Origin of the sequence: Bradyrhizobium sp. WBOS08 (genome assembly GCF_024585125.1) — a bacterium.
GTDB classification, from domain to species: domain Bacteria; phylum Pseudomonadota; class Alphaproteobacteria; order Rhizobiales; family Xanthobacteraceae; genus Bradyrhizobium; species Bradyrhizobium japonicum_B.
Genome location: NZ_CP028988.1, coordinates 3,701,327 through 3,724,631, shown reverse-complemented (window position 1 = coordinate 3,724,631; position 23,305 = coordinate 3,701,327). Strand labels below are relative to the sequence as shown.

The window sequence follows — 23,305 nt, the reverse complement described above, 5'->3', positions numbered from 1 at the left end:
GGATTTTCTTGTTCGCGGCGTGGCAATGTTGCTGTGCTACGAAGTCTTCATCGTGTGGATGCCGCATTCTGTCTTGGCTCGGCCGCGCCAGCGACCGGCGCGTTCATCCTCGCCTTCGGCCGTTCTGCTCGTGCAAGGCATACACCCGACCGACCGGAAACCGGAGGCAACCAGGGGATGACGCGGCAATTTGGCGCGGACGAAGATCGCCTCGAGGTCCTCGCGTGAGACGTTGGCGAACGGATTGAACTTCAATCGCACACCGTCGTCCTCGACGACCGGAATGTCGGTGCGCGCGTTGCCCTGGAAGCGCTTGCGGCCGTTGAGCCAGGCATCAAAGGGCTTCAGCGCGCGCGCCAGCGGCTCCACCTTGCGGATGCGGCAGCAGGCGTCCGGATCGGAGAACCAGAGATCGCGGTCGGGATCCTCGCGCGACAGGGTCGCCTCGGCCGGCTTGATCGAGCGGACATCCTTCAGACCCAGCGTCGCGATCAGCGTGTCGCGATAGGCCAGCGTCTCCTCGAACAGCCAGCCGGTGTCGAGGAAGATCACGGGGATCGCCGGGTCGACATCCGCCATGACCTTCAGCAGCGTCGCCGATTCGGTGCCGAAGGACGACACCAGCGCCAGCTTGTCGCGCCCGACCGTCTTCAGCGCCGCGGCGACGATCTCCGCGGGCGAGGCATCGCGCAAGGCGCGATCGAGCTCCTGCGCGGAAGGCAGCGCGGAAACGGAGAGCCGAGCCAGCTGAGAGGGAACGACGTTCACGTGCCGACACCCTCGGAATGACGCAGCTGCATGCGCCGGTGCAGCGCGGTGATACGGCCGTCGCCGGTCGGCTGGTAGAACACCGAATAGCGCTTGGCGGTCTCCATGAAGGCTTCCGCGTCGGCCTGCTTCTTGACCTCGAAGGCGTCGAAGCCGGCGCGCAGCATGAACACGAACTGGTCGCGCAAGACCTGGCCGGTGGCACGCAGTTCGCCGCGATAATCGTAGCGCTCGCGCAGCAGGCGGGCCTGGCTGTAGGCGCGGCCGTCGCGGAAGGTCGGAAACACCAGCGCGACGGCGGCGACCTTGCCGAGATAGGGCACGAGCTCACTGATGTCGCGGCTATTGGGCCAGATCACGCCGACCTTGCCCGAACGGTTGAGCAGCGTGTCGGCCTCGGCCAGGAAGCGCTCGGCCGGCACCAGAATGTCGCCGCTCTCGGGCAGCGGCGTGTCGACGGCGAGCTTGGCGAAGCTGTCGCCCGTGATCTTTCCGCCCTTAACGAGTGGCATAGACGCGCTCCTTGAAAGGTTCGACGCCGAGGCGCTTCACGGTGTCCATGAACAGCTCTTCGGGCCGCTCGCGCAGCGCCAGATAGGCTTCCACGATGTCCTCGACGACGTCGGCGACCTCGTCGAACTTGACGCCCGGCCCGATCAAGGTGCCGAGCGCGGCGCTTTCGTCGGCACGGCCGCCGATGGTGATCTGATAGACTTCCTCGCCGTTCTTCTCGACGCCGAGAATGCCGATATGGCCGACATGGTGATGGCCGCAGGCATTGATGCAGCCGGAGATGTTGATGTGGAGCCGGCCGATCAAATTGGCGAGCTCGTGATTGGCGAAGCGCCGCGTCAGCTCCTGCGCGATTGGGATCGAGCGCGCATTCGCCAGCGAGCAATAATCGAGCCCGGGGCAGGCGATGATGTCGGTGATCAGATTGACGTTCGGCGTCGCGAGCCCGAGCTTGTCGAGCGCCTTCCACAGCGCCGGCAGGTCGCGCTTGGCGACATGCGGCAAAGCCAGATTCTGCTCATGGCCGACGCGGATCTCGCCGAAGGAATATTTGTCGGCGAGATCGGCGAGCGCATCCATCTGCTCGGCGGTGGCATCGCCCGGAGGCCCGCCGGTCGGCTTCAGCGAGATGGTGACGATGGAATAGCCCTGCACCTTGTGCGGGGCCACCGAGTTCTTGCGCCACGCCTCGAAATCGGGATCGGCCGCGGCCTGGCGCAGCTCGTCCGGCATGTGCGGCAGCTTCTCGTAAGCCGGATAGGTGAAACGCGAGCGGATGTCCTCGATCACCTCGTCGTCGATCTGGAGCGAGGAGTTGCGGATGTGCTGCCACTCGTCCTCGACCTCGCGGGAGAACTTCTCGATGCCGAGCTCGTGCACCAGGATCTTGATGCGCGCCTTGTAGATGTTGTCGCGGCGGCCGTACTGGTTGTAGACGCGCAGGATCGCCTCGATATAGCTGAGGATGTCGCGGCCGTGCACGAAGTGCTTGATGGTCTTGGCGATGAACGGCGTGCGGCCGAGACCGCCGCCGACCAGCACCTCGAAGCCGGTCTCGCCCTTCTCGTTCTTGATCAGGCGCAGGCCGATGTCGTGGATCTTGATCGCGGCGCGGTCATGGTCCGACGCGGTGATCGCGATCTTGAACTTGCGCGGCAGGAACGAGAATTCCGGATGCAGCGTGGTGTGCTGGCGGATCAGCTCCGACCAGATGCGCGGGTCCTCGATCTCGCCAGGCGCGACGCCGGCCCATTGGTCCGAGGTGACGTTGCGCATGTTGTTGCCGGAGGTCTGCATCGCATGGATGCCGACCTTGGCGAGATCTTCCAGCGCGTCCGGCAATTCGGCGAGCTTGATCCAGTTGAACTGGATGTTCTGCCGCGTCGTGAAATGGCCGTAGCCGCGGTCGTATTTCCGCGCGACATGCGCCAGCGCCCGCAGCTGGTTGGTCGCCAGCGTGCCGTAGGGGATCGCCACGCGGAACATGTAGGCGTGCAATTGCAGATAAACGCCGTTCTGCAGGCGTAGGATCTTGAACTCGTCCTCGGTGAGCTCACCGGACAGGCGCCGCTTCACCTGGTCGCGGAACTCCGAGACGCGCTCGTTGACGAGCGTGCGGTCGATTTCGTCGTAAGCATACATAAGAAGATGCCTTAAGCCTGGGCCGACTGTCCGATGGTCACACCGGTACGGCGAATCAGTTCGCGTAAGTTGCCGGGTTCGATCTTGCCGTCCGCGCCGACCTGCACCGGGGCGATATAGGGGCCGATCGCGCCGACGTCATCGGCGATGGACTCCGCAAGCAACGCCTTGGCCTCGTCGGAGTTGCGCACGATCGCGGCTTCCGACAGGTCCGCGGACCAGCTCTTGGCGGCGGTGCGGTAAACCACGATGCCGTCCCAGGTGCGGTTGGCGGTCACGATCGAGGGGCCGGCGATCTTGATCTTCTTCTGTTCGAGCGGAGAGGTCATTCGGCTGCATCCAATAGGTCAGAGATGATTTGGTTGGGTGTCTGGCGGCGAAGCGAACCGGCATGCCGGACCACCTCGCCGATGATGAGAATGGCAGGACCGCTATCGGCTCGCCGTGCGAGGTCGGGAAGTTCGCGAAGCGTGCCGATCGCGCCTTGCGCGTCGGGACGCGTGACGCGGGCGAACACGCCGACCGGCGTCTCCGGCGAACGGCCCGCAGCGAGCAGGCCCGCGCGCACGGCAGCTGCCGCGGACACGCCCATGTAGACGACGACGGTCATCCTGGTGTCGGTCAGCGCCGACCAGTCCACGACTTCCGCATCGCGCGCCTTGTGCGCGGTGAGGAAGGTGATGCGGGTCGCTTCATGACGGTAGGTGAGCGGCACCTCGAAATCGGCGGCGCCGCCGAGGCCCGCGGTGATGCCGGGAACGATCGAATAGGGAACGCCTGCGGCGCGCAGTGCTTCGATCTCTTCGCCGCCGCGCCCGAACACGAAGGGATCGCCGCCCTTCAGCCGCACCACGCGCTGGCCGGCTTGCGCGGCCTCGATCATGCGCTTGTTGATGGCGTCCTGGCCGATGCCGGGCTTGCCGACGCGGCGGCCGACCGCAACGCGCGTGGTGTCGCGGCGGATGCGGTCGAGAATTTCGCCCGAGACCAGTTCGTCATGGAAGACGATGTCGGCGTCCTGCAACGCGCGCAGCGCCTTGATGGTGAGAAGATCGGGATCGCCGGGACCGGCGCCGACCAGCGCGACAGAGCCTTGCGGCTTGTCCGCGCGTGCGAATTCGGAGAGATCTGAAATCGCATTGAGGGCGGCGTCTGCGTCTGCCTTGCGACCGGCGAGCACGGCGGCACCGATCGGACCGTCGATCACCCGCTCCCAGAAGCGGCGGCGCAGCGGAAACTCGGCGATGCGTTCATTGATGGATTTGCGGAAGCCGCCGATGAACTCGGCGAGTTCACCGATACGCGCCGGCAGCAGCGCCTCGATCTTCTCGCGCACGCGCCGTGCCACCACGGGGGAGGTGCCGCCAGTGCCGACCGCGACCACGACGTCGCCGCGATCGACGATCGCCGGAAAGATGAAGCTGGAATGCTCGAGATCGTCCATGACGTTGACGGGGAGCCCAAGCGCCTTGGCGCGAATTGACATCGCCACCCCGACATCGCCGGCGCCTGCGCAGACGACGGCAATGACGCCCGCGAGATCGGCGGTGAGCGGATCGCCCGTCCGGGCTTCGATACGCGCGGCGTCGTCCGCGCCGAGGCCGAGATCCTGATTGCCGTCGATCGCGTGCACACGGATGCGCGCGCCGGCCGCAGCGAGCACGCGCAGCTTGGCGCGCAAAAGCTCGCCCGCGCCGATGAGAACCACCGGACCGGCCTTGAGATCGAGGAATACCGGCAAGAACCGCATACGATACTCGCTTCCCCCACTTCCGGGGTTGACTGGAATTATTTTCTATATATGTGTCGTTTCGAGCGCGCAAAGAGAAAATTTTTTCTTCTCTTCTGCATCGCAACTATAGAATTTTCGCCTCCAAACGCAAAGTGGCAGAGATGCATCTTCTCAACGACAATTCCGCTTCGATCGGAGTGAGCAGCAAAGCCCCCCTCGCACACCCGGGCTCGCAACAATTTTCTGCCGATGTTGCGCCGAGCATGGACCATCTCGACCAGCTCGAGGCGCAGAGCATCTACATCTTCCGCGAGGCCTTCGCCCGGCTGAAGAAGATCGCGCTGCTGTGGTCGCTCGGGAAGGACTCCAACGTCATGATCTGGCTGGCGCGCAAAGCGTTCTTCGGCAAGATGCCGTTCCCGGCCCTTCATGTCGACACCGGCAAGAAGTTTCCCGAGATGTACCGCTTCCGCGATCATTACGGCAAAGAGTGGGATCTCGATCTGCGCGTCGAGCCCTGCCCGCCCATCGATGCCGTCGATCCAACATTGCCGCCGGCTGCCCGCTCCGCCGCACGCAAGACCGAAGGCCTCAAGATGGCGCTCGCCAAGTATGGCTTCGACGGCCTGATCGCCGGCATCCGCCGCGACGAGGAAGCGACCCGCGCCAAGGAACGCGTGTTCTCGCCGCGCGGCCTTGAAGGCAATTGGGACGTGCGCGATCAGCCCCCCGAGTTCTGGGATCATTTCAATGCCTCGCCGCCGCAAGGCGCGCATCTGCGCATCCATCCGATCCTGCATTGGACCGAGGCCGACATCTGGGCTTACACCAAGCGTGAGAACATCCCGATCATCCCGCTCTATCTGTCGAAAGACGGCAAGCGCTACCGCTCGCTGGGCGATCAGGACATCACCAACCCCGTGAACTCGACGGCGTCGACCATCGACGAGATCCTGATCGAGCTCGAGCAGACCAAGGTCCCGGAGCGCTCGGGACGCGCGCTCGACCACGAGACCGAGGACGCCTTCGAGCGCCTTCGTGTCGCCGGCTATCTCTGACCCCAAGGACGCATCGCGGTCATGAACATGCTCGTCACCCCCGCTTCGCCTGCGACCCCGAACGGCACCACCCGTCCGCAGGTGCGCATCGTCATCGTCGGCCATGTCGACCACGGCAAGTCGACGCTGGTCGGCCGCCTCTTGCACGAGACCGGAAGCCTCCCCGACGGCAAGCTCGACATGCTGAAAGCCGTCAGCGCGCGGCGCGGCATGCCGTTCGAATGGTCGTTCCTGCTCGATGCGCTGCAGACCGAGCGCGACCAGGGCATCACCATCGACACCACGCAGATCCGCTTCCGCACCAATTCGCGCGACATCGTGCTGATCGACGCGCCCGGCCACGCCGAATTCCTGCGCAACATGATCACCGGCGCCTCGCAAGCCGACGGCGCGGTGCTGATCATCGACGCGCTCGAAGGCGTGCGCGACCAGACACGGCGGCACGGTTACCTGCTGCATCTGCTCGGCGTGAAGCAGGTCGCGATCGTCGTCAACAAGATGGACCGCGTCGAGTTTTCCGCCGATCGCTTCAAGGAGATCAGCGACGAGATTTCCGCGCATCTGAGCGGCCTCGGCGTGACGCCCACGGCGGTGATTCCGATTTCCGCCCGCGATGGCGACGGCGTCGCCGAGCGGACCGGCCGGATCGGCTGGTACAAGGGCCCGACCGTGGTCGAGGCGCTTGACAGGCTCGAGCCGGCGCGGGCGCTGGAAGCGCTGGCGCTGCGGCTGCCGGTGCAGGCGATCTACAAGTTCGACGACCGCCGCATCGTGGCGGGCCGCATCGAGTCCGGCAGCCTCAAGGCCGGCGACGAGATCGTGATCATGCCCGCCGGCAAGATCGCCCGGATCAGGACGGTCGAGAGCTGGCCGGCGACGCCGGTCGCGGGGCGGCAAGGCGCCGGCCGTTCGGTCGGCATCACGCTCGACCGCGAATTGTTCATCGAGCGCGGCGACATCGTCGCGCATGCCGGCAGCGCTCCGCGCGAGACGCGGCGCTTGCGTGCACGCATCTTCTGGCTGCACGACAAGCCGCTCGCCAAGGGCGACCAGCTGCTGGTTCGTTGCGGGCCGAAGGAAAGCCGCGCCACCGTGGTGGCGATCGAGAAGGCGGTCGATCCGGGCGAGCTCGAAAGCACCGAGAACAAGGCGATCGGTCGCAACCATGTCGGCGAAATCGATATCTCTCTTTCGAATCCGATTGCGACCGATCCCTACGCCGAGAACCCGCGCACCGGGCGGCTCGTGATCGAGGTGTCCGGCCGCATCGCCGGCGGTGGTCTGGTGCTGTCGGTCGATGCCGGCCAGCGCGCCGTGCCCGTCGACATCGTACCGGTGGAATCGGCCCTGCGTCCCGACGAGCGCTCTGCGCGCTATCGGCACAACGGTGCCGTGGTCTGGCTCACCGGCCTGCCCGCTTCCGGCAAATCGACGCTCGCCAAGGCATTGGAGCGGCGGCTGTTCAGCAACGGCGGCTCGCCGATCTTGCTCGACGGCGACACGCTGCGCGCCGGCCTCAACAGCGATCTCGGCTTCTCCGCCGCGGACCGCAGCGAGAACATCCGGCGCCTCGCCGAAGTCGCGACGCATCTCGCCCGCAACGGCCACATCGCCATCGTCGCCGCCGTCTCGCCGGCCCGCGAGGACCGCGCGAGTGCGCGCCGCATCGCCGACACCTTGTTCCGCGAGATCCACGTCGCGACGCCGGCTGAAGTCTGCGAGGAGCGCGATCCCAAGGGCCACTACAAGAAGGCGCGCGCCGGCGCGCTGGCCTCGTTCACCGGCATCGGCAACGACTACGAAGCGCCGCAAGCGGCCGAGCTCGTGATCGACACCTCGACACGGACGGTCGCCGAGGCCGCCGACGAGATCGAGCGCATGCTGAAGACATCAGGCGTGCTGTTCGACGAGGCCGTGGACCTCGCTGCGAATATTTGAAGGCGCCCCACCGCTGTCGTCGCCCGGCTTGACCGGGCGACCCAGTATTCCAGAGACAGCGTTGGGATACGGAGAAGCCGCGGCGTACTGGATTCCCGCCTTCGCGGGGAATGACAGCGGTGCCTGGGCCTTACCTCTGCTTGACATTTTGACAACTTATGGAGGTCTTCTCACCGCCCCGGTTTTGGGGCTAATAGGGCCCCGAAAGCCGCCCCTGGTGGGCGCATTTTGCTGCTGTCGGGTCAAAAGCAGCCAAAAAACAGCCATTTCCAACAAGAAAGCCCATCATGAAACGCGTCGACGCCCACGGATTGAAGATCGCCCCCGTCCTGTTTGACTTCATCGCCAAGGAAGCGACCCCGAAAACGGGGATCGCACCGGATGCGTTCTGGGCCGGGGTTGCGGCCATCGTCAGGGACCTGGGGCCGAAGAACCGTGCGCTGCTGGCTTTCCGCGACAATCTGCAGGCCAAGATCGACGACTGGCACCGTGCCAACAAGGGCAAGGCGTTCGACCTCAACGCCTATACCGCCTTCCTGAAGGAGATCGGCTATCTCGTCCCGGAGCCGGCGACCCAGAAGGTCGAGACCGCCAATGTCGACGAGGAGATCGGCAAGATCTGCGGCCCGCAGCTCGTCGTGCCGCTCACCAATGCGCGCTACGCGCTGAACGCGGCAAACGCGCGCTGGGGCTCGCTCTATGACGCCTTTTACGGCACCGACGCCATTCCGCACGATCCGTCCGAAAGCGGCAAGGGCTACAACAAGGCGCGCGGCGACAAGGTGATCGCCAAGGCCAAGGCGTTCCTCGATGCCGCCGTGCCGCTCGCAACCGGCAGCCACACCGACGTCACCGCCTACAGCGTCGTCGCGGGCCAGCTCGCGGTGAAGCTGAAGAGCGGCAACGCCACCGCGCTGAAGAACGCCGCGCAGTTCGCCGGCTTCCAGGGCGATGCGGCTTCCCCGAGCGCGGTGCTGCTCGTCAACAACGGCCTGCATGTCGAGGTCAAGATCGATCGCAGCAGCGCGATCGGCAAGGACGATCCGGCCGGCGTCGCCGATATGATGATGGAGGCCGCGGTCTCCACCATCCTCGACATGGAGGACTCGGTTGCCGCGGTCGATGCCGAGGACAAGGTGCTGGTCTACCGCAACACGCTGGGCCTGATGAACGGCACGCTGTCGGCCGACTTCGAGAAGGGCGGCAAGACGCTGACGCGCTCGCTCAACGCCGACCGCCTCTACAAGACGCCCGACGGCAAGGGTGAGCTCAAGCTGCACGGCCGCAGCCTGCTGTTGATGCGCAATTGCGGTCACCACATGTTCACCGACGCGGTGCTGGACGAAAAGGGCGAGGAGATTCCCGAAGGGCTGCTCGATGCCGCCGTCTCCGGCCTGCTCGCCATCCACGACCTCAAGGGCAATTCCAAGGTCAAGAACAGCCGCACCGGCTCGGCCTATATCGTCAAGCCGAAGATGCACGGCCCGGACGAGGTGTCGCTGACCTGCGAGATCTTCGACCGCGTCGAGAAGATGCTGGGCCTGCCCGAGAACACGCTCAAGGTCGGCATCATGGACGAGGAGCGGCGCACCACTGTCAACCTCAAGGCCTGCATCCAGCGCGCCTCCAAGCGCATCATGTTCATCAACACCGGCTTCCTCGACCGCACTGGCGATGAGATCCACACCTCGATGGAAGCGGGCCCGATGATCCGCAAGAACGAGATGAAGGCGCAGGCCTGGATCAAGTCCTATGAGGATTGGAACGTCGACATGGGCCTGACCTGCGGCCTGCCCGGCCACGCCCAGATCGGCAAGGGCATGTGGGCCGCGCCCGACAAGATGGCGGACATGCTGGCGCAGAAGCTTGGCCATCCGCAGGCCGGCGCCACCACCGCTTGGGTGCCCTCGCCGACCGCGGCGACGCTGCACGCGCTGCACTACCACCAGGTCAACGTGACCGTGCGGCAAGAGGAGCTCGCCAAGGGCGGGCCACGCGCCAAGCTCTCGGACATCCTCACCATTCCGGTGTCGAAGTCGAACTGGGCGCCCGACGACGTCAAGCAGGAGATCGACAACAACTGCCAGGGCATTCTCGGCTACGTCGTGCGCTGGATCGACCAGGGCGTCGGCTGCTCCAAGGTCCCCGACATCCACGATGTCGGCCTGATGGAGGACCGCGCCACCTTGCGCATCTCCAGCCAGCATCTCGCCAACTGGCTGCACCAGGGCGTCATCACCGAGGCGCAGGTGATGGAATCGCTGAAGCGCATGGCAGTCGTCGTCGACAAGCAGAACGCCGGCGATCCGATCTACAGGCCGATGGCGCCCGCCTTCGACGGCGTCGCCTTCAAGGCAGCATGCGATCTCATCTTCAAGGGGCGCGAGCAGCCGAACGGCTACACCGAATACATCCTCACCGCGCGCCGCCGCGAAGCGAAGGCGGCGGGCTGAGCTCCACCAGAGAGCTTCAAAAGCCCCGGCTTACGCCGGGGCTTTTTTGTGGGCGAAACGCCGCGGCAGGCCGCGGAACAGGCCGCGCGGCGCTTGCGTTGTCAGGCCATCAACCCACGGGAGATGGTCATGGATTGGAATCGAATCGAAGGCAACTGGAAGCAGTTCAAGGGCTCGGCCAAGGAGAAATGGGGCAAGCTCACCGATGACGACCTCACGCTGATCGAGGGTCGGCGCGAGCAGCTCGAGGGCCGGCTCCAGGAGCGCTACGGCAAGGCCAAGGACCAGGTTCGTCAGGACGTCGACGACTGGCTCAAAGGGCTGCACTGAAGCGGACGCAAAAGAAGCCCCGGCTCACGCCGGGGCTTTTGTTTTGATGTGTAGCCCGTACCCTGGCTAGAACACCGCGAGATACTTCAACAAGGACACGATGCCGATGATGATGACGATCACGCGCGCGATCTGCTTGGCGCGACCGTCCATCGGCAGCATGTTGATGAGATAAAGGACGAGAATGACGACGAGAAAAGTGACGAGCACGCCCACCAGCATCGCGGGACCCCCTTCAGGCAAATTGCGACCACTATCCTAACGCCTGACGGTTGCGCTGGTTCCAGCACTGCAACCCATTGTCATTTCTAGCAAATATGTACTCCGCCTACTCCTTCGCCACAACCGGCACCTGGCGGAATCTGGCGCGCACCGAGTCCGGCAGCGGCGAGAAGTTCATCGCGACGCCGCCGCGGCGGTCGTTGGCATTGCGGCTGGCAACCACAAGACCATCGGCGCCGGCGACGATGTCGCCCTTGCGCAGCGTCGGATCGTCCTCGACCTTGACCTGCGCCAGCCCGACGGAATCCTTGCCGTTGCAAGTGCAGCCCGAGACGATCTCGTTGCGATAGCGGTAGGCATTGGGCAATTCGGAATAGGATTTCCCCTTGTCGGTGGTAGCGTCGTCGATGTTGCCGCCATAGACCAGTGAGGTCTCGGACGCCGGGCAGAAGCTCTTGCAGGATTGCGCCTTGCTCTCGGCATCATTGCCTTGCGCCGGGAAGTAGCGGCCATCGCAACCGCGCACGCAATAGGCCGTGCCGCCACCATAGGCGGCGCGCTGGCGCGGGGCCGCCTCATAGCGTGGCGTGTCGTCGTGGGAGAACGGCATCCGGATCTCGGGCGGCGGCCGCCGGAAGCCACCGAACAGGGCCGAGAAGAAATCCTCCGCATGCGCCGATGGCGTTTGCGCCACGCCGCCGGCAGCAATCGCCAGGATTGCCAAACCGGCAGCCAGCTTGCCGTTGATACCTCTGCTCATGTCACCTCACTCAAGCCTTAGTTCACGGCCGAGGACGCCGAGATATTCAGCGCGTGCCTGCCCGAAGGCAGCGTCGTCACGGCCGGACGCTTGCGCACGGGGTCGCCGTCCCTTGCCATCAGCGGCGCATTCTTCGGCAGCACCACGACCTTGGCGCCAACATTGACGCGGCCGAACAGGTCGACAACGTCCTCGTTGGTCATGCGGATGCAGCCGGAGGAGACGAACTTGCCGATCGTGGAGGGATCGTTGGTGCCGTGGATGCGGTATTGGCTGGAGCCGAGATACATCGCACGCGCGCCAAGCGGGTTGCCGGGGCCGCCGGCGACGAAGCGCGGCAGATAGGGCTGACGCGCGATCATCTCCGCCGGCGGGTGCCAGTCCGGCCACTCCGCCTTGCGGCTGACGCTCTGCACGCCGGACCAGGTAAAACCTTCGCGGCCGACGCCGACGCCGTAGCGAATGGCGCGGCCGTTGCCGAGCACGTAGTAGAGATAGGTGTTGTTGGTGTCGATCACGATGGTGCCGGCGGGCTCGCTGCGGTCGAAGCCGACGATCTGCCTGCGCAGGCGATCGGGCAGCTGAGCATCTTCGTCCTCGGCCGCCTGCGGCGCCTCGTTCAGGTAGCCTTGCGAGTAGCCTTGATCCTGTACGTAGGATTGCGGCTGCATCGGGCTGTAACCGTACGTTTGCGCGCTCGCGCCGCCGCACGGCACGCCGATCAGAAGCGTTGCGAAGGCGAATGCGGTGACGACGCGCGGCGACGAGCTGCGACGGACTGCAGAGAACTTTGTCATGTGCTGCCCCGTGGGATGTGTGCATCAGGGTGATGCGTTGTCCCATGAACTCCGCGGGGGCGATCCAAGTTCCGGCGCGGCGCGCGGCATCCCTGTCACAGTCAAGCGAGCAGCACTTCACGAAGCCGCGATGGAACCGCGGTCCGGCTCGCGCATTATCCGTCATCAATGGGCGCGCGGTGCGAGGCTTCCGTGCGGGAGAGAGATCGTGCGCGTCCTTCCGAGCGAGAGTTTGATTCCCGGCAACAGCGCAGGCGACCCGCTTCCCGACAGCCGTGCCGAGCTGCCGCCGGTGATCCGCCGCACGGAGTTCGTCGCCTTTGCGCTCGCCGGCCTGTTGCTGATTGCCGTCGTCACCGTGCTCTACGTCGGAAGGGCTTTCTTCCTGCCTGTGGTGATGGCCTTCGTCACCGGCACCATGCTGTCGCCGGCGGCGGGCTTCCTGGAGCGGTACAAGGTCCCGCGTGCGGTCGGGGCCGTTCTGATCGTGGCTGCCGGGACCGCCGTGGTCGCCTTCGTCGTGGCGCTGATCGCCTCGCCGGCAATCGAGTGGAGCACGCGTCTGCCGGAGCTCGGCGCGCGGCTGAAGGACAAGTTGCACGTGTTCGACCGGCCGCTTTCGCTGTGGCGGGAGACGCAAGCCATGCTCGGCGGCTCCGAAGGATTGCCGAGCATCCACATGCCGAAGGTCGAGTGGGTGCAGCCGACGCTGGAATTCCTGTCACCGACCTTTACCGAATTCCTGCTGTTCTTCGTCACCCTGATCCTGTTCATCGCCAGCTGGCGCGACCTGCGGCGCGCCATGATCATGAACTTCGGCGGCCATGACGCACGGCTTCGCACGCTCCGGATCCTCAACGAGATCGAGGAGCATCTCGGCAATTATCTCCTGACGGTGACGCTCATCAACGTCGGCGTCGGCGTCGCCACCGGTCTCATCTGCGCGCTCACCGGCATGCCCAATCCCGCCGGGCTGGGTGCGCTCGCAGCAACGCTCAACTTCATCCCGATCATCGGGCCGGTCGCCATGTTCGTTGTGCTGGTCGTGGTCGGGTTGGTTGCCTTTCCGACCATCAGCGGCGGCCTGATGGCGGCCTTGGCCTTCGGCGGTCTCACCTTTCTGGAAGGGCATTTCATCACTCCGACCATCATCGGCAGGCGGCTCGCGTTGAATGCCCTTGCAGTCCTGCTTGCGCTGGCATTTTGGACCTGGATGTGGGGTCCGATGGGCGCGTTCCTGTCGTCGCCGCTCCTGATCGTGGCGCTGATCCTCAAGGAGCACCTGTTGCCGGCGGATTCGCCGCAGCTGCCGCGGGACTGACCGGTTTCCGCGAACGGAACTTCCCCGGTGACGAAACGTTTTCCGGCTATCGCAGCCGTCAACAGTTCGGAGCTCCCGATGTCCACGACCAGTGCCGAAGCCGGGATGAAAGACTGGACCGACAAAGCCACCAGAGAACGCCTCGAAAAGGATGTAGCAGCCGTGAAAAGCGATATCGCCGCCCTGACCGACCAGATCACCGACGCGCTCAACACCTTCGCCAATTCCACCAGCAAGCAGGCCCGCCGCGGCTACCGCCAGGCGCGCGAGAATGTCGACACCGCGATGGACGACATGTCGGAGCGCGGCAGTGCGATGATGGGCGCGGCCCAGGAGGCCTATGGATCGATCGAGGAGACGCTCGAAGACGCGATCACGCAGCGGCCGCTCGCGACCGTCGGACTCGCGCTCGGGATCGGCTTCCTGATCGGGGCCGCCTGGCGCCGGTAGAACACGCGAGCGGACATGGAACGGCGGCGTTACCGCGCCGCCGATGCCGGCTTGTGGACGGACGGACAGGCTGTTGGGGATTTGAGGAGCAAGGCCATGTTTCAGCGCATCATCGACGGGATCAGTGCATCCACCGGCACGACCGTGCGGCTGACCTCCCTGGCCGCGGGTGCGGCGTTCGCGCTGTTCATCACCACGTGCTTCCTGTGCGCGGCTGCATTCATCTCCGTGCTCAACAATTACGGTCCGGTGCAAGCCTGCCTCGCGGGAGCCGGCGTTTTCTTCCTCCTGTCCCTGGCCGCAGCAGTGAGCTACTGGGCCTACAAGCGCGAATTGCGCAAGCAAGCCCAGATCGCGGCCGAGCGCGCCGCGAAGACGGCGGCCTCGAGCATGCTCGCAGACCCCATGCTGCTCGCCACCGGGCTCCAGATCGTTCGCGCCATCGGCGTCAAGCGGCTGTTGCCGATCCTGGCAATCGGCGGCGTCGCGCTCGGCATCCTCGCGAGCCGCGCCGGCATGCCCGACGAGGCGGCGGCCGAACCGGCCGAGTAAGGACGGCACCACGTTGAGAAAATTTCGTCGAGGACGAGGGTGGGCCCGCGGCGGCATTCATTCGCCCGATTCTGCGTCCTTTTGAGCGCCCGACCGTCACTCACGCAAACGCTACTCGGACGGGCCGCCGGTTGCCGCTAAAAGCGTCACCCTGATTCTCAAAGCTAATTTACTCAATGAAACCGTCCGTCCAGGCAAACCTTGCCGCATTCCGTCATGACGCCAGGTTGTATCTGACGCTCGGCATCGCCAATTGGTCGGTTTTCGTCGACCATATCCCGAACAACATCGTCAACCTGCTGACGCTGCGCAATTTCGGTTTCAGCGGCGCCGCCGACCTGTTCGTCTTCGTGGTCGGTTATGGCGTCGCGATCATCCACGGCCGGATCGCGCTGGAGCGCGGCTATCTCGTCGCTGCAACGCGCATCTTCCGTCGCGTCTGGCGGCTCTATGCCGCCTATGTCGTGCTGTTCGTGATCTACATCGCCACCATCGCCTACGTCGCCTCGCAGTCGATGGCGCCGGAGATCATCCACCAATACAACATCTCGGGAATCCTTGAGCACCCGCTGCGCATCCTGGTCCGCGGCCTCGTGCTCCAGGAGGAGCCGCGGAACCTCGATCTCCTGCAATTGATGATCCCGCTGATGGCCTTCTTCCCCTTGGCCCTGTGGGGGTTGTTGCGGAGGCCGAACGTGACGCTGGCGGCATCGGTCGCGCTGTATCTTGCCGCGCGCTGGTTCGACTGGAATTTTCGGGTCTATCCGGATCAGGAATGGACCTTCAACCCGCTGTGCTGGCAGATGCTGATGGTGCTCGGAGGCTGGTTCGCCGTGACTGGCGCATCGGGGCGGACGCTACGCGACATGCCCTGGCTACGGATACTCGCCGGGACCTATCTGGTCTTCGCGATGGCCGTCACCTTGTTGCGCCATTCGCCGCAATTGTCCCATTACCTGCCGGACCTTCTCCTCGCCGGCATCGCGCCGACCGACAAGGAAAATCTCGCGCCCTATCGCGTGGTTCACTTCCTCGCACTCGCCTTCCTCGCGACCCATCTCATTCCGGCCGATCACCCCGGCCTGAGTTTGAAACCGCTCCAAGCGGTCATCAGATCTGGCGAGGAATGGCTTGCCGTGTTCTGCGTCGGAGTGTTCCTGTCCTTTGCCGGGCATCTCATCCTGATCACCAGCGCCAATCTGGTCGCGATGCAGATCGTGGTGAGCCTCGCCGGATTCGCCGCAATGACCGCGGTGGCCTATTACGTCGCCTGGTCGAAGTGGCAGGATCTGCCCGAGGCGTTGCGGCAGGGGGGCCTAGAGTATGATCCGCAAAGGCGCGCAGCCTGATCGCATCGCGCTTTAGCGCGATTTCCCTAGGCCGGCCGCCGCGGCTGCGCTATCCCGGAGCAAGAGCGGGTGCGCGAGGAGACCGGGCGTGGTGACGGCGAATGGCGGGGGTGACGGGGCCGACGGCGCCCCCCGGCGCGGCCGGCCGCGATCGATCGAGACCAGCAACGCCATTCTCGAAAGCGCCTATGCGTTGATGGCGTCCACCGGCCTTGCGGCCACCACCATCGACGCCGTCGCCCGCCATTCCGGCGTCTCCAAGATGACGATCTACAAATGGTGGCCGTCGCGCGAGGCGCTCCTGATCGACGCCTTTCTTCGACATGCGGCGCAGATGCTGCCGCTGCCGCCGGTGAGCTCCGGCAGCCCCGCCGCCCGCGCGCGCCGTCACGCCGCGGCCTATGCCGAGGCGCTCCAGGGCGAGTTCGGCAAGGTGCAGCTCGCCGTCATCTCCGAATGCATTTCCAAGACCGGCTCCGCCGAACTGTTCTATGCCCGCTATCTGCAATTCCGTCGCGACGCGCTGGTGGAGATGATCGCGGCGGGCCAGCACGACGGCAGCATCCTGGCCGAAGGCCCGGCTGAGGACCTCTACGACGCGATCTACGGCAGCCTGTTCTACCGCTACGTCTTCGGCATCGCGCCGATCACGCCCGGCTACGCGCGCAATCTGGTCGATCTGATCTTGCGGCCGAAAGCTTAGCCGCGAGCAGGCCGCACCGGGGCCGAGATCTTGTCCGTGCGATCGCGTTCGGTCATGTCGACCACCGTTTCCATCGGGGCGGTGAGCTCATAGACGTAGGAGACGTCGGTGAAATAGCGCTTGGCGGTGCCGCCGAGCGCCTCGGGGGCGACACGGTCGAGCAGGATCAGGCCGAAATCGGAATCGGGGCGGCGGGTCGCTTCGCTGGTATTGAACTCCTCCCAGCGAAAATTGAAGATCTCCTCGCTGCCCTCGCCCGTCACCGTCCAATTCGCGGTGATGTGCGGATGCTTTCCAACCAGCGACAGGCCTTCGTCGGAATGCGAGGCGAGCTCGAAGAACAGCAGCGACAGGCTCTGCGCCGCGCGCGCGCTGACCGCGATATCGGGACCGGTGACGGCGATGCGGTCGGCATGCGGGATCGCACGAGCCTCGAACAGGCCCTTGAGCTTCACGCCCTGCCACTGGCTTTCGCTGAGCAGCGAGACCACATTGGACATGGCGTGGATGCGCCCGATCAGGAGCTCGCGGGCGACGTCGATGTCCGCACCATGGCGCAAGGTGCGCGTCACGATCGACTGGATCACCGCCAGGATGTTCTTGACCCGGTGGTTGAGCTCGTCGATCACCGCGGTCAGCCGGCGCTCGAAGCCGATCCTGACCTGGATTTCCCGACTGAGCCGCAGATTGTTGTAGGCAACATAGCCGAACAGACCGCACACCATCGCAGTGATCGCAAAGCCGATGGCCGCCACGATGATCGCGGTCTGCTCGGCACGGCGCACCGAGTTGGTCTTGGCGTAATAGCCGAGCTGCCAATCGCGGCCACCGAAGCTCACCGTGCGCATCGCCGACGGTGCCGGTCCGTCCGCCACGCTGCGCGTCGAGACCACGCCTTGGTCGTTGGAGATCAGCTCGCCGCCTTCCTTGCGCGGATCCCTGAGCGCGACCGAGAACAACGACATGTCGTCGTTGGTCAACATCAGCGTGGCCAGCTCGTAGGAGAACGTGATGAAACCGGCCGGCTCGGTCGCCCCTTCGGGAATGACGGGCGCAGCCACAATGACGCCCACGGGACCGTTTGCGTGCAACAGCGGAACCGGGTCCGAAGCCACAGACTTCTTCTCGGTCCTGGCGCGCGTCAGCATGGCGCTGCGAACCGGGTCCTGGTCGTAACTGCGGCCCGGCAGGGCCTTGGTCTCGTCACTGCGCGGCTCGAGATCCAGCAGCACGTCGATCGGCGAGGTGATCTCGGCCGGATTGATCGGCTTGTCGTCAAAGCTGCGGATTTTCGGATTCGGGAAGCCGGCGCCGGCAATGGCATCCTGCGCCGCGGTCAGCTCGTCCGGCTTCAGCCGCGCGATCCAGCCGGCCACGACGAAATCCGTCTTGAAGGCGTAGATGGCCGAGCGCAGCGGCTCCAGCATGTTCGGATTGATCACGGACGGCCTGCGGAACAGGCCCGAGGCAACGCGCGCGAGCAGCTCGCGCTCGGTGAGCCGGTCCTGGACCAGGCTGGCATGAACGTCGATCGCACGCGCGAGCGCGATCCGGTCCAGCGCCAATTCCTGGTCGTGGACGCGATAGGCTGCAAGCCCGGAGAGCAGGGCTCCAAGCAGCGCGATGAAACCGATGATGAAACCCAGCCGGACCACGCGACTACTCAGGCCAATGCAGGAGGTCGGCAACAAACAGGGAGCATATGAACGCCGATCGAACGGCCATGTGCCGAAACAGGATGGACTCCAGTGGCGGAGATAATGAAGGAGGAGACATCGGTACGCAACGTAGGTCGCCTGAAAAGCTTAATCCGTCCGGTCCGGCCATGACGGAATGCCCGGGGCGCCGGAGGTAATCAATCGCCGTGTCCGAAATTTGTTCCGTCGTTGCGGCTCGACGGCGAGGTTAACGGCGAAATGAGCGTACGCCAAGTGGTCGCGCCGTCAGCCTGCCCGGTTCAAGCCGCCCTTGGTCTCGATGAAACCGACGATGCGCTCGAGCCCCTGGCTCTTCTTCAGGTTGGTCATGACGAAAGGACGCTCGCCGCGCATGCGCCTGGCGTCCGTGTCCATCTTCTCCAGGGAGGCGCCGACATGGGGGGCGAGGTCGATCTTGTTGATGACCAGGAGATCGGACCGGGTGATGCCGGGGCCGCCCTTGGAGGGGATCTTGTCCCCGGCGGCGACGTCGATCACGTAAATGGTGAGGTCGGCCAGCTCCGGGGAAAAGGTGGCAGCGAGATTGTCGCCGCCGGACTCGATCAGCACGAGATCGAGCCCGGGAAATTTGGCGCGCATGTCCGCGACAGCAGCCAGATTCATCGAGGCATCTTCGCGGATCGCGGTGTGCGGACAGCCACCGGTCTCGACGCCGGCGATGCGGTCCGGCGTCAGCGAGCCCGATCGCACCAGGAATTCCGCATCCCATTTGGTGTAAATGTCGTTGGTGATGGCGGCGATGTCATAGCGCTCGCGCATGGCCTTGCAGAGCAGGTCCATCAGCTGGGTTTTGCCCGATCCGACTGGACCGCCGACGCCGACTCGCAAGGGGCCGTGAGATTTCGACATGCAACTCGCTCTCTCTCGAAGGGTTGAAGGCGCAGCACGCTCACGACCGGAACAGCCGCGTATATTGTGTCTCGTGCCGCAAGCTGGCGAGGTCGGCGCGGAAGGTCGCGCTGCCGAGGTCGTCCAAGGTCGCGTTCAGCGCGCGATTCGCAGTCGCGGCCACGGCGGCTTCCAGCCGCACCAGCACGCGCTGGCTGTCGGTCTGGCCGAGCGGAACGAGGCGGCTGGCCGCGGAAATCCAGTTCGAGACCAGCGCATGCAGGAACGCGTGCAGCGTCGGCGCCAGCGGAACGCCGTGCTGAGCCGCGACGACGCCGACGGCGACAGGATAGACCATCGGCGTTCGACATCCTGCAACCATGGCATCCAGCCCGTCGGCATCCCACGCGGCGCGGGCGATGTCGATGAAGGCACGGCCTTGCGAGCTCGTCTCCAGCTGTCGCTCACGCGAGGGCACGAAGGCCGCGGCCAGCTCGGCGATGTCGTTCAAAGCGGCCTTCTCATCCGCCTCCGCGGCGCGATAGGCATGGACCAGGAACGTCGCGTCGCAAAAGCCGGAGCCGTCACGGAGCATCGCGTCGAGCCAGTCCGCCAGCGTTGCGGCATCGACGATATCGCCCGCCTCGACCGCCCATTCGATGCCGCTGGAATAGGAAAAGCCGCCGACCGGGAATGCCGGCGACAGCCAGGTCATCAGCCGATACAGCGCCGCCGCCTCGCCCTCGTCAAGGCCACCGGCGCTGATCGGCTCATTTGTGGTCATGAGCATGCTTGTGGCCGTGGTGCTGAGGGTGGTCGCAATGCTCGTCGTGGTGATGGTGGTGGTCGTGACCGTGGTCATGTGAGGCATGACCATGGTGGTCGTGGTGATCATGGCCATGGTGATCATGGCCATGATCATGATGATGGCCGTGATCGTGATGCGCGTGGTCGTCGTGACCATGCGCGTGACCGGCATCTGCATAGGCACCGCCTTCGGGATCGAACGGCGCTTCGATCTCGATCACACGCGCGCCGAGGCCCTTCACCATGGCCTCGATGACGTGATCGCGGCGAATGCGCAAGGCCTTCGCCATGATCTGAGTCGGCAGATGGCGGTTGCCGAGATGCCAGCCGACACGAATGAGGTGATGCGGATCGCGGCCGCGGATTTCCAGCAGCGGCTCGGGCGCCGCGACCACCTCGACCAGGCGGCCGTCCTCGAGCACCAGCGCATCGCCCCCGCGGAGCGCTGTGGCGTGCTCGAGGTCGAGCAGGAATTCGAGCCCCCGCGTGCCCGTCATCGCCATGCGACGGCGGTGCCGATCGTCGAAATCGAGCACGACCGTGTCCGCCGGCGCTTCCGTGAAGCGGTGCTGCCCCCTAACCTGCGTCGCCCGGATCATACTCTACCTCTTTACCGTGTCTCGACCTTCTCGGGCGTGATCACCTCGATCTTCGGCGGCGCCGTGAAGCACTTCACAGCGACGCGGCCGAACGTCTTCATATGCTCCATGCCACGATGCGGCACCAGCGCCTCGGCGTTCTCCCACTGCTCGACGAACACCATCTTGCTGGGATCGGTGACGCTTTCATGCAGATCGTAGGCGATATTGCCGGGCTCCTTCCGCGTCTCCTTGATGCAGGCGGTGGCCGCTGCAATGAATTCGGCGCGCGTCTCGGGCTTGATGGTCAGGGTGGCGACGACATAGATCACGAGAAATCCTCCCGGCTTTTCTTCTAGGGTTCAATACCGGGCGGACATTAGACCAGGCGGGACCGAACGCAAAACCGCAAAAAGCCGTCCCCGGACACCCGCCGGGGACATGCGTCGAGGCGCTATTTCAGTACATGAAATAACGCTGCGCCATGGGCAGCACCTCGGCGGGTGCACAGGTGAGCAGCTCGCCGTCGGCGCGCACCTCGTAGGTCTCCGGATCGACCTCGATGTCGGGCGTGGCGTCGTTGTGGATCATACTCTTTTTCGAGATCTTGCCCCGGGTATTCTGGACGGCATAGAGCTTCTTCTCGATGCCGAGCTTGCGCGCCAGGCCGCCGGTCACGGCGGCCTTCGAGGTGAAGACCACAGACGAGGCCGTGCGCGCCTTGCCGAAGGCGCCGAACATCGGCTGGTAGTGCACCGGCTGCGGCGTCGGGATCGAAGCGTTGGGATCGCCCATGGGCGCCGCGACGATGCTGCCGCCCTTGACGATGCAGTCCGGCTTGACGCCGAAGAAGGCCGGCGACCACAGCACGAGATCGGCGAGCTTGCCCTTCTCCACCGAGCCGATCAGCTTCGACACGCCGTGCGCGATCGCCGGATTGATCGTGTACTTGGCGATGTAGCGCTTGACGCGGAAATTATCGTTGTCCTTGCCCTTGTCCTGCGGCAGGGAGCCACGCTGCTTCTTCATCTTGTCGGCGGTCTGCCAGGTCCGGATGATGACCTCGCCGAGGCGGCCCATCGCCTGCGAGTCCGAGGACATCATCGAGAGCGCGCCGAGATCGTGCAGGATGTCCTCGGCTGCGATGGTCTCCTTGCGGATACGGCTTTCGGCAAACGCCAGGTCTTCCGCGATCGAGGGATCGAGGTGGTGGCACACCATCAGCATGTCGAGATGCTCGTCGATCGTGTTGCGGGTGAATGGCCGCGTCGGGTTGGTCGACGACGGCAGCACGTTCTTGAGCCCCGCTACCTTGATGATGTCGGGCGCATGGCCGCCGCCGGCGCCTTCGGTGTGGAAGGCGTGGATGGTGCGGCCCTTGAAGGCCTTGATGGTGTCCTCGACGAAGCCGGATTCGTTCAGCGTGTCGGTGTGGATCATCACCTGGATGTCGTGAGCGTCGGCAACCGACAGGCAATTGTCGATCGCAGCCGGCGTTGTGCCCCAGTCCTCGTGCAGCTTGAGTGCGCAGGCGCCGGCCTTGATCATCTCCACCAGGGCTGCGGGCCGCGAGGCGTTGCCCTTGCCGGAAATACCGAGATTGACCGGGAAGGCGTCGAACGACTGGATCATCCGTGCGATATGCCACGGTCCCGGCGTGCAGGTGGTGGCGAAGGTGCCGTGTGAGGGACCGGTGCCGCCGCCCAGCATCGAGGTGACGCCCGACATCAGCGCGTGCTCGATCTGCTGCGGGCAGATGAAATGGATGTGACTGTCGAAGCCGCCGGCGGTGAGGATCTTTCCTTCGCCCGCGATCACGTCGGTGCCCGGGCCGATGATGATGGTGACGGCGGGCTGGATGTCGGGATTTCCGGCCTTGCCGATGCCTGCGATCAGGCCGTCCTTGATGGCGACGTCGGCCTTGACGATGCCCCAATGATCGACGATCAGCGCATTGGTGATGACGGTGTCGGCCGCGCCCTGTTTGTTGGTGACCTGTGACTGCCCCATGCCGTCGCGGATCACCTTGCCGCCGCCGAATTTCACCTCCTCGCCATAGGTGGTGAAATCCTTCTCGACCTCGATGATGAGGTCGGTATCGGCGAGCCGCACCCTGTCGCCGGTAGTTGGGCCGAACATGTCGGCATAGACGGAACGCTTCATCTTGACGGACATCACGAGCCCCGCTTGCTTTTGAATGTTTGGGTGGTCACAGCAACGCCCTCGCTGCTTTGACGGCATCATCGAATCTTTCGTCGAGCCACGCATTGCCGCCGCGGCAACCCGCCACGACTTGCGTCGCCCATTCGACGTAGTCGGCGAGATCCTCGCGCTCAGCGGCACTCGGATCGGTTTGAATGCGCGCGCCCGTGTTGCTGATCTTATCGGCAATCTTGATCAGCTTGGCGCCCGGCGATTTGTGCGGCGCGTCCTCGATCTGCTTCTGCCGCCGCTTCGCTTTCGGCAGGCTCATGTCATCGGTGCATTCAACGACGAGTGAAGCGACTCGCTCGGAAAATCTCTGTACAAGCTCCGCGCGTGTGGCGTCGGTGTCCTCGATGGTGTCATGCAGCCAGCCGGCCGCCACGAGCTCCGCGTCGGCACCATCAGTTGCGGTTGCAAGCAGGTTCGCGACCTCGGCGAGATGATTGATGTAGGGCTCGTTGCCACGCCCCTTGCGCGCCATGCCGTTGTGGCGCTGCGCGGCGAACTCGGCAGCTTCGGAGACGAGGCGGATTGGCGAGAGCATGGAAAGGGCCTCCGTTTCCGCCTCAACCATGTCGCGTC

The 23,305-nt window shown here is 64.9% G+C and carries 24 protein-coding genes; 9 read left to right on the top strand and 15 right to left on the bottom strand.

The window, feature by feature from the left end; all coding sequences use genetic code 11:
* Positions 1 to 36: 36 nt before the first annotated feature.
* From DCM80_RS17745 to cysG, 5 genes are read right to left on the bottom strand one after another with little or no spacing between them, the layout of a single operon-like run.
* Positions 37 to 768 (bottom strand): phosphoadenylyl-sulfate reductase, encoded by a 732-nt coding sequence (locus tag DCM80_RS17745; RefSeq protein ID WP_257192872.1) that lies wholly within the window; start codon positions 766 to 768, stop codon positions 37 to 39.
* Entirely contained in the window at positions 765 to 1,280 is a 516-nt protein-coding gene (locus DCM80_RS17740) for a DUF934 domain-containing protein (protein WP_257192871.1), read from the bottom strand. The genes DCM80_RS17745 and DCM80_RS17740 overlap by 4 nt, the downstream gene beginning before the upstream one ends.
* Entirely contained in the window at positions 1,267 to 2,922 is a 1,656-nt protein-coding gene (locus DCM80_RS17735) for a nitrite/sulfite reductase (RefSeq protein WP_257192870.1), read from the bottom strand. Before DCM80_RS17735 ends, DCM80_RS17740 begins: the two co-directional genes overlap by 14 nt.
* An 11-nt stretch (positions 2,923 to 2,933) precedes the next feature.
* A complete protein-coding gene (locus DCM80_RS17730) occupies positions 2,934 to 3,251 on the bottom strand; it encodes a DUF2849 domain-containing protein (RefSeq protein WP_028138500.1) in 318 nt (105 codons plus the stop codon).
* Complete coding sequence (gene cysG / locus DCM80_RS17725; RefSeq protein ID WP_257192869.1) at positions 3,248 to 4,672, bottom strand: siroheme synthase CysG; 1,425 nt, start codon at positions 4,670 to 4,672, stop codon at positions 3,248 to 3,250. Before cysG ends, DCM80_RS17730 begins: the two co-directional genes overlap by 4 nt.
* A 245-nt stretch (positions 4,673 to 4,917) precedes the next feature.
* On the opposite strand from cysG, the gene cysD reads away from it, so the two are divergent.
* The 4 genes from cysD (at position 4,918) to DCM80_RS17705 (ending at position 10,433) form a co-directional block, all read left to right on the top strand.
* Entirely contained in the window at positions 4,918 to 5,712 is a 795-nt protein-coding gene (gene cysD / locus DCM80_RS17720) for a sulfate adenylyltransferase subunit CysD (RefSeq protein WP_126259757.1), read from the top strand.
* Between the two features lie 21 nt (positions 5,713 to 5,733).
* A complete protein-coding gene (gene cysC / locus DCM80_RS17715) occupies positions 5,734 to 7,650 on the top strand; it encodes an adenylyl-sulfate kinase (protein WP_257192868.1) in 1,917 nt (638 codons plus the stop codon).
* Positions 7,651 to 7,937: 287 nt separating this feature from the next.
* Positions 7,938 to 10,103, top strand: coding sequence for a malate synthase G (locus DCM80_RS17710; RefSeq protein WP_257192867.1), 2,166 nt, complete (start codon positions 7,938 to 7,940; stop codon positions 10,101 to 10,103).
* Between the two features lie 129 nt (positions 10,104 to 10,232).
* Complete coding sequence (locus DCM80_RS17705) at positions 10,233 to 10,433, top strand: CsbD family protein (protein ID WP_257192866.1); 201 nt, start codon at positions 10,233 to 10,235, stop codon at positions 10,431 to 10,433.
* Between the two features lie 66 nt (positions 10,434 to 10,499).
* On the opposite strand, the gene DCM80_RS17700 is transcribed toward DCM80_RS17705, so the two are convergent.
* The 3 genes from DCM80_RS17700 to DCM80_RS17690 all read right to left on the bottom strand — a co-directional run bounded on the left by DCM80_RS17700 (position 10,500) and on the right by DCM80_RS17690 (position 12,212).
* A complete protein-coding gene (locus DCM80_RS17700; RefSeq protein WP_008546817.1) occupies positions 10,500 to 10,655 on the bottom strand; it encodes a Thivi_2564 family membrane protein in 156 nt (51 codons plus the stop codon).
* 106 nt (positions 10,656 to 10,761) lie between these two features.
* Positions 10,762 to 11,415: a DUF2865 domain-containing protein gene (locus DCM80_RS17695; RefSeq protein ID WP_257192865.1), complete on the bottom strand. Its 654-nt coding sequence runs from the start codon at positions 11,413 to 11,415 to the stop codon at positions 10,762 to 10,764.
* 17 nt (positions 11,416 to 11,432) lie between these two features.
* On the bottom strand, positions 11,433 to 12,212 hold the full coding sequence (locus DCM80_RS17690) for a L,D-transpeptidase (RefSeq protein ID WP_257192864.1): 780 nt from the start codon (positions 12,210 to 12,212) through the stop codon (positions 11,433 to 11,435).
* A 208-nt stretch (positions 12,213 to 12,420) separates the two neighbouring features.
* On the opposite strand from DCM80_RS17690, the gene DCM80_RS17685 reads away from it, so the two are divergent.
* The 5 genes from DCM80_RS17685 to DCM80_RS17665 all read left to right on the top strand — a co-directional run bounded on the left by DCM80_RS17685 (position 12,421) and on the right by DCM80_RS17665 (position 16,587).
* The gene (locus DCM80_RS17685) at positions 12,421 to 13,533 is read left to right on the top strand and encodes an AI-2E family transporter (protein WP_257192863.1); all 1,113 of its coding nucleotides are present in this window, start codon (positions 12,421 to 12,423) and stop codon (positions 13,531 to 13,533) included.
* A 78-nt stretch (positions 13,534 to 13,611) separates the two neighbouring features.
* Complete coding sequence (locus DCM80_RS17680) at positions 13,612 to 13,983, top strand: YqjD family protein (RefSeq protein WP_028138509.1); 372 nt, start codon at positions 13,612 to 13,614, stop codon at positions 13,981 to 13,983.
* Between the two features lie 96 nt (positions 13,984 to 14,079).
* The gene (locus DCM80_RS17675; protein ID WP_257192862.1) at positions 14,080 to 14,535 is read left to right on the top strand and encodes a hypothetical protein; all 456 of its coding nucleotides are present in this window, start codon (positions 14,080 to 14,082) and stop codon (positions 14,533 to 14,535) included.
* A gap of 176 nt (positions 14,536 to 14,711) precedes the next feature.
* Complete coding sequence (locus tag DCM80_RS17670; protein ID WP_257192861.1) at positions 14,712 to 15,884, top strand: OpgC domain-containing protein; 1,173 nt, start codon at positions 14,712 to 14,714, stop codon at positions 15,882 to 15,884.
* A gap of 88 nt (positions 15,885 to 15,972) precedes the next feature.
* The gene (locus DCM80_RS17665) at positions 15,973 to 16,587 is read left to right on the top strand and encodes a TetR/AcrR family transcriptional regulator (RefSeq protein WP_257192860.1); all 615 of its coding nucleotides are present in this window, start codon (positions 15,973 to 15,975) and stop codon (positions 16,585 to 16,587) included.
* Here DCM80_RS17665 and DCM80_RS17660 read toward each other — a convergent pair.
* The 7 genes from DCM80_RS17660 to DCM80_RS17630 form a co-directional block, all read right to left on the bottom strand.
* A complete protein-coding gene (locus DCM80_RS17660) occupies positions 16,584 to 18,242 on the bottom strand; it encodes an HWE histidine kinase domain-containing protein (RefSeq protein ID WP_257176643.1) in 1,659 nt (552 codons plus the stop codon). The genes DCM80_RS17665 and DCM80_RS17660 overlap by 4 nt on opposite strands.
* 288 nt (positions 18,243 to 18,530) lie before the next feature.
* Complete coding sequence (ureG, locus tag DCM80_RS17655; protein ID WP_257192859.1) at positions 18,531 to 19,154, bottom strand: urease accessory protein UreG; 624 nt, start codon at positions 19,152 to 19,154, stop codon at positions 18,531 to 18,533.
* Between the two features lie 40 nt (positions 19,155 to 19,194).
* Positions 19,195 to 19,923 (bottom strand): urease accessory protein UreF, encoded by a 729-nt coding sequence (locus DCM80_RS17650; RefSeq protein WP_306594653.1) that lies wholly within the window; start codon positions 19,921 to 19,923, stop codon positions 19,195 to 19,197.
* Entirely contained in the window at positions 19,904 to 20,539 is a 636-nt protein-coding gene (gene ureE, locus DCM80_RS17645) for an urease accessory protein UreE (protein ID WP_257192858.1), read from the bottom strand. The genes DCM80_RS17650 and ureE overlap by 20 nt, the downstream gene beginning before the upstream one ends.
* 11 nt (positions 20,540 to 20,550) lie before the next feature.
* The gene (locus DCM80_RS17640) at positions 20,551 to 20,850 is read right to left on the bottom strand and encodes a putative quinol monooxygenase (RefSeq protein WP_027573733.1); all 300 of its coding nucleotides are present in this window, start codon (positions 20,848 to 20,850) and stop codon (positions 20,551 to 20,553) included.
* Between the two features lie 127 nt (positions 20,851 to 20,977).
* The gene (gene ureC / locus DCM80_RS17635; RefSeq protein ID WP_257192857.1) at positions 20,978 to 22,693 is read right to left on the bottom strand and encodes an urease subunit alpha; all 1,716 of its coding nucleotides are present in this window, start codon (positions 22,691 to 22,693) and stop codon (positions 20,978 to 20,980) included.
* 34 nt (positions 22,694 to 22,727) lie between these two features.
* A complete protein-coding gene (locus DCM80_RS17630; protein WP_257192856.1) occupies positions 22,728 to 23,267 on the bottom strand; it encodes an HD domain-containing protein in 540 nt (179 codons plus the stop codon).
* Positions 23,268 to 23,305 lie beyond the last annotated feature (38 nt).

Bases quoted from the DNA above. Each gene is read 5' to 3' on its own strand.
- DCM80_RS17740 (WP_257192871.1), bottom strand. From the start codon at position 1,280: ATGCCACTCGTTAAGGGCGGAAAGATCACGGGCGACAGCTTCGCCAAG.
- DCM80_RS17735 (WP_257192870.1), bottom strand. From the start codon at position 2,922: ATGTATGCTTACGACGAAATCGACCGCACGCTCGTCAACGAGCGCGTC.
- DCM80_RS17730 (WP_028138500.1), bottom strand. From the start codon at position 3,251: ATGACCTCTCCGCTCGAACAGAAGAAGATCAAGATCGCCGGCCCCTCG.
- cysG (WP_257192869.1), bottom strand. From the start codon at position 4,672: ATGCGGTTCTTGCCGGTATTCCTCGATCTCAAGGCCGGTCCGGTGGTT.
- cysD (WP_126259757.1), top strand. From the start codon at position 4,918: ATGGACCATCTCGACCAGCTCGAGGCGCAGAGCATCTACATCTTCCGC.
- cysC (WP_257192868.1), top strand. From the start codon at position 5,734: ATGAACATGCTCGTCACCCCCGCTTCGCCTGCGACCCCGAACGGCACC.
- DCM80_RS17710 (WP_257192867.1), top strand. From the start codon at position 7,938: ATGAAACGCGTCGACGCCCACGGATTGAAGATCGCCCCCGTCCTGTTT.
- DCM80_RS17705 (WP_257192866.1), top strand. From the start codon at position 10,233: ATGGATTGGAATCGAATCGAAGGCAACTGGAAGCAGTTCAAGGGCTCG.
- DCM80_RS17700 (WP_008546817.1), bottom strand. From the start codon at position 10,655: ATGCTGGTGGGCGTGCTCGTCACTTTTCTCGTCGTCATTCTCGTCCTT.
- DCM80_RS17695 (WP_257192865.1), bottom strand. From the start codon at position 11,415: ATGAGCAGAGGTATCAACGGCAAGCTGGCTGCCGGTTTGGCAATCCTG.
- DCM80_RS17690 (WP_257192864.1), bottom strand. From the start codon at position 12,212: ATGACAAAGTTCTCTGCAGTCCGTCGCAGCTCGTCGCCGCGCGTCGTC.
- DCM80_RS17680 (WP_028138509.1), top strand. From the start codon at position 13,612: ATGTCCACGACCAGTGCCGAAGCCGGGATGAAAGACTGGACCGACAAA.
- DCM80_RS17675 (WP_257192862.1), top strand. From the start codon at position 14,080: ATGTTTCAGCGCATCATCGACGGGATCAGTGCATCCACCGGCACGACC.
- DCM80_RS17670 (WP_257192861.1), top strand. From the start codon at position 14,712: ATGAAACCGTCCGTCCAGGCAAACCTTGCCGCATTCCGTCATGACGCC.
- ureG (WP_257192859.1), bottom strand. From the start codon at position 19,154: ATGTCGAAATCTCACGGCCCCTTGCGAGTCGGCGTCGGCGGTCCAGTC.
- DCM80_RS17650 (WP_306594653.1), bottom strand. From the start codon at position 19,923: ATGCTCATGACCACAAATGAGCCGATCAGCGCCGGTGGCCTTGACGAG.
- ureE (WP_257192858.1), bottom strand. From the start codon at position 20,539: ATGATCCGGGCGACGCAGGTTAGGGGGCAGCACCGCTTCACGGAAGCG.
- ureC (WP_257192857.1), bottom strand. From the start codon at position 22,693: ATGTCCGTCAAGATGAAGCGTTCCGTCTATGCCGACATGTTCGGCCCA.
- DCM80_RS17630 (WP_257192856.1), bottom strand. From the start codon at position 23,267: ATGCTCTCGCCAATCCGCCTCGTCTCCGAAGCTGCCGAGTTCGCCGCG.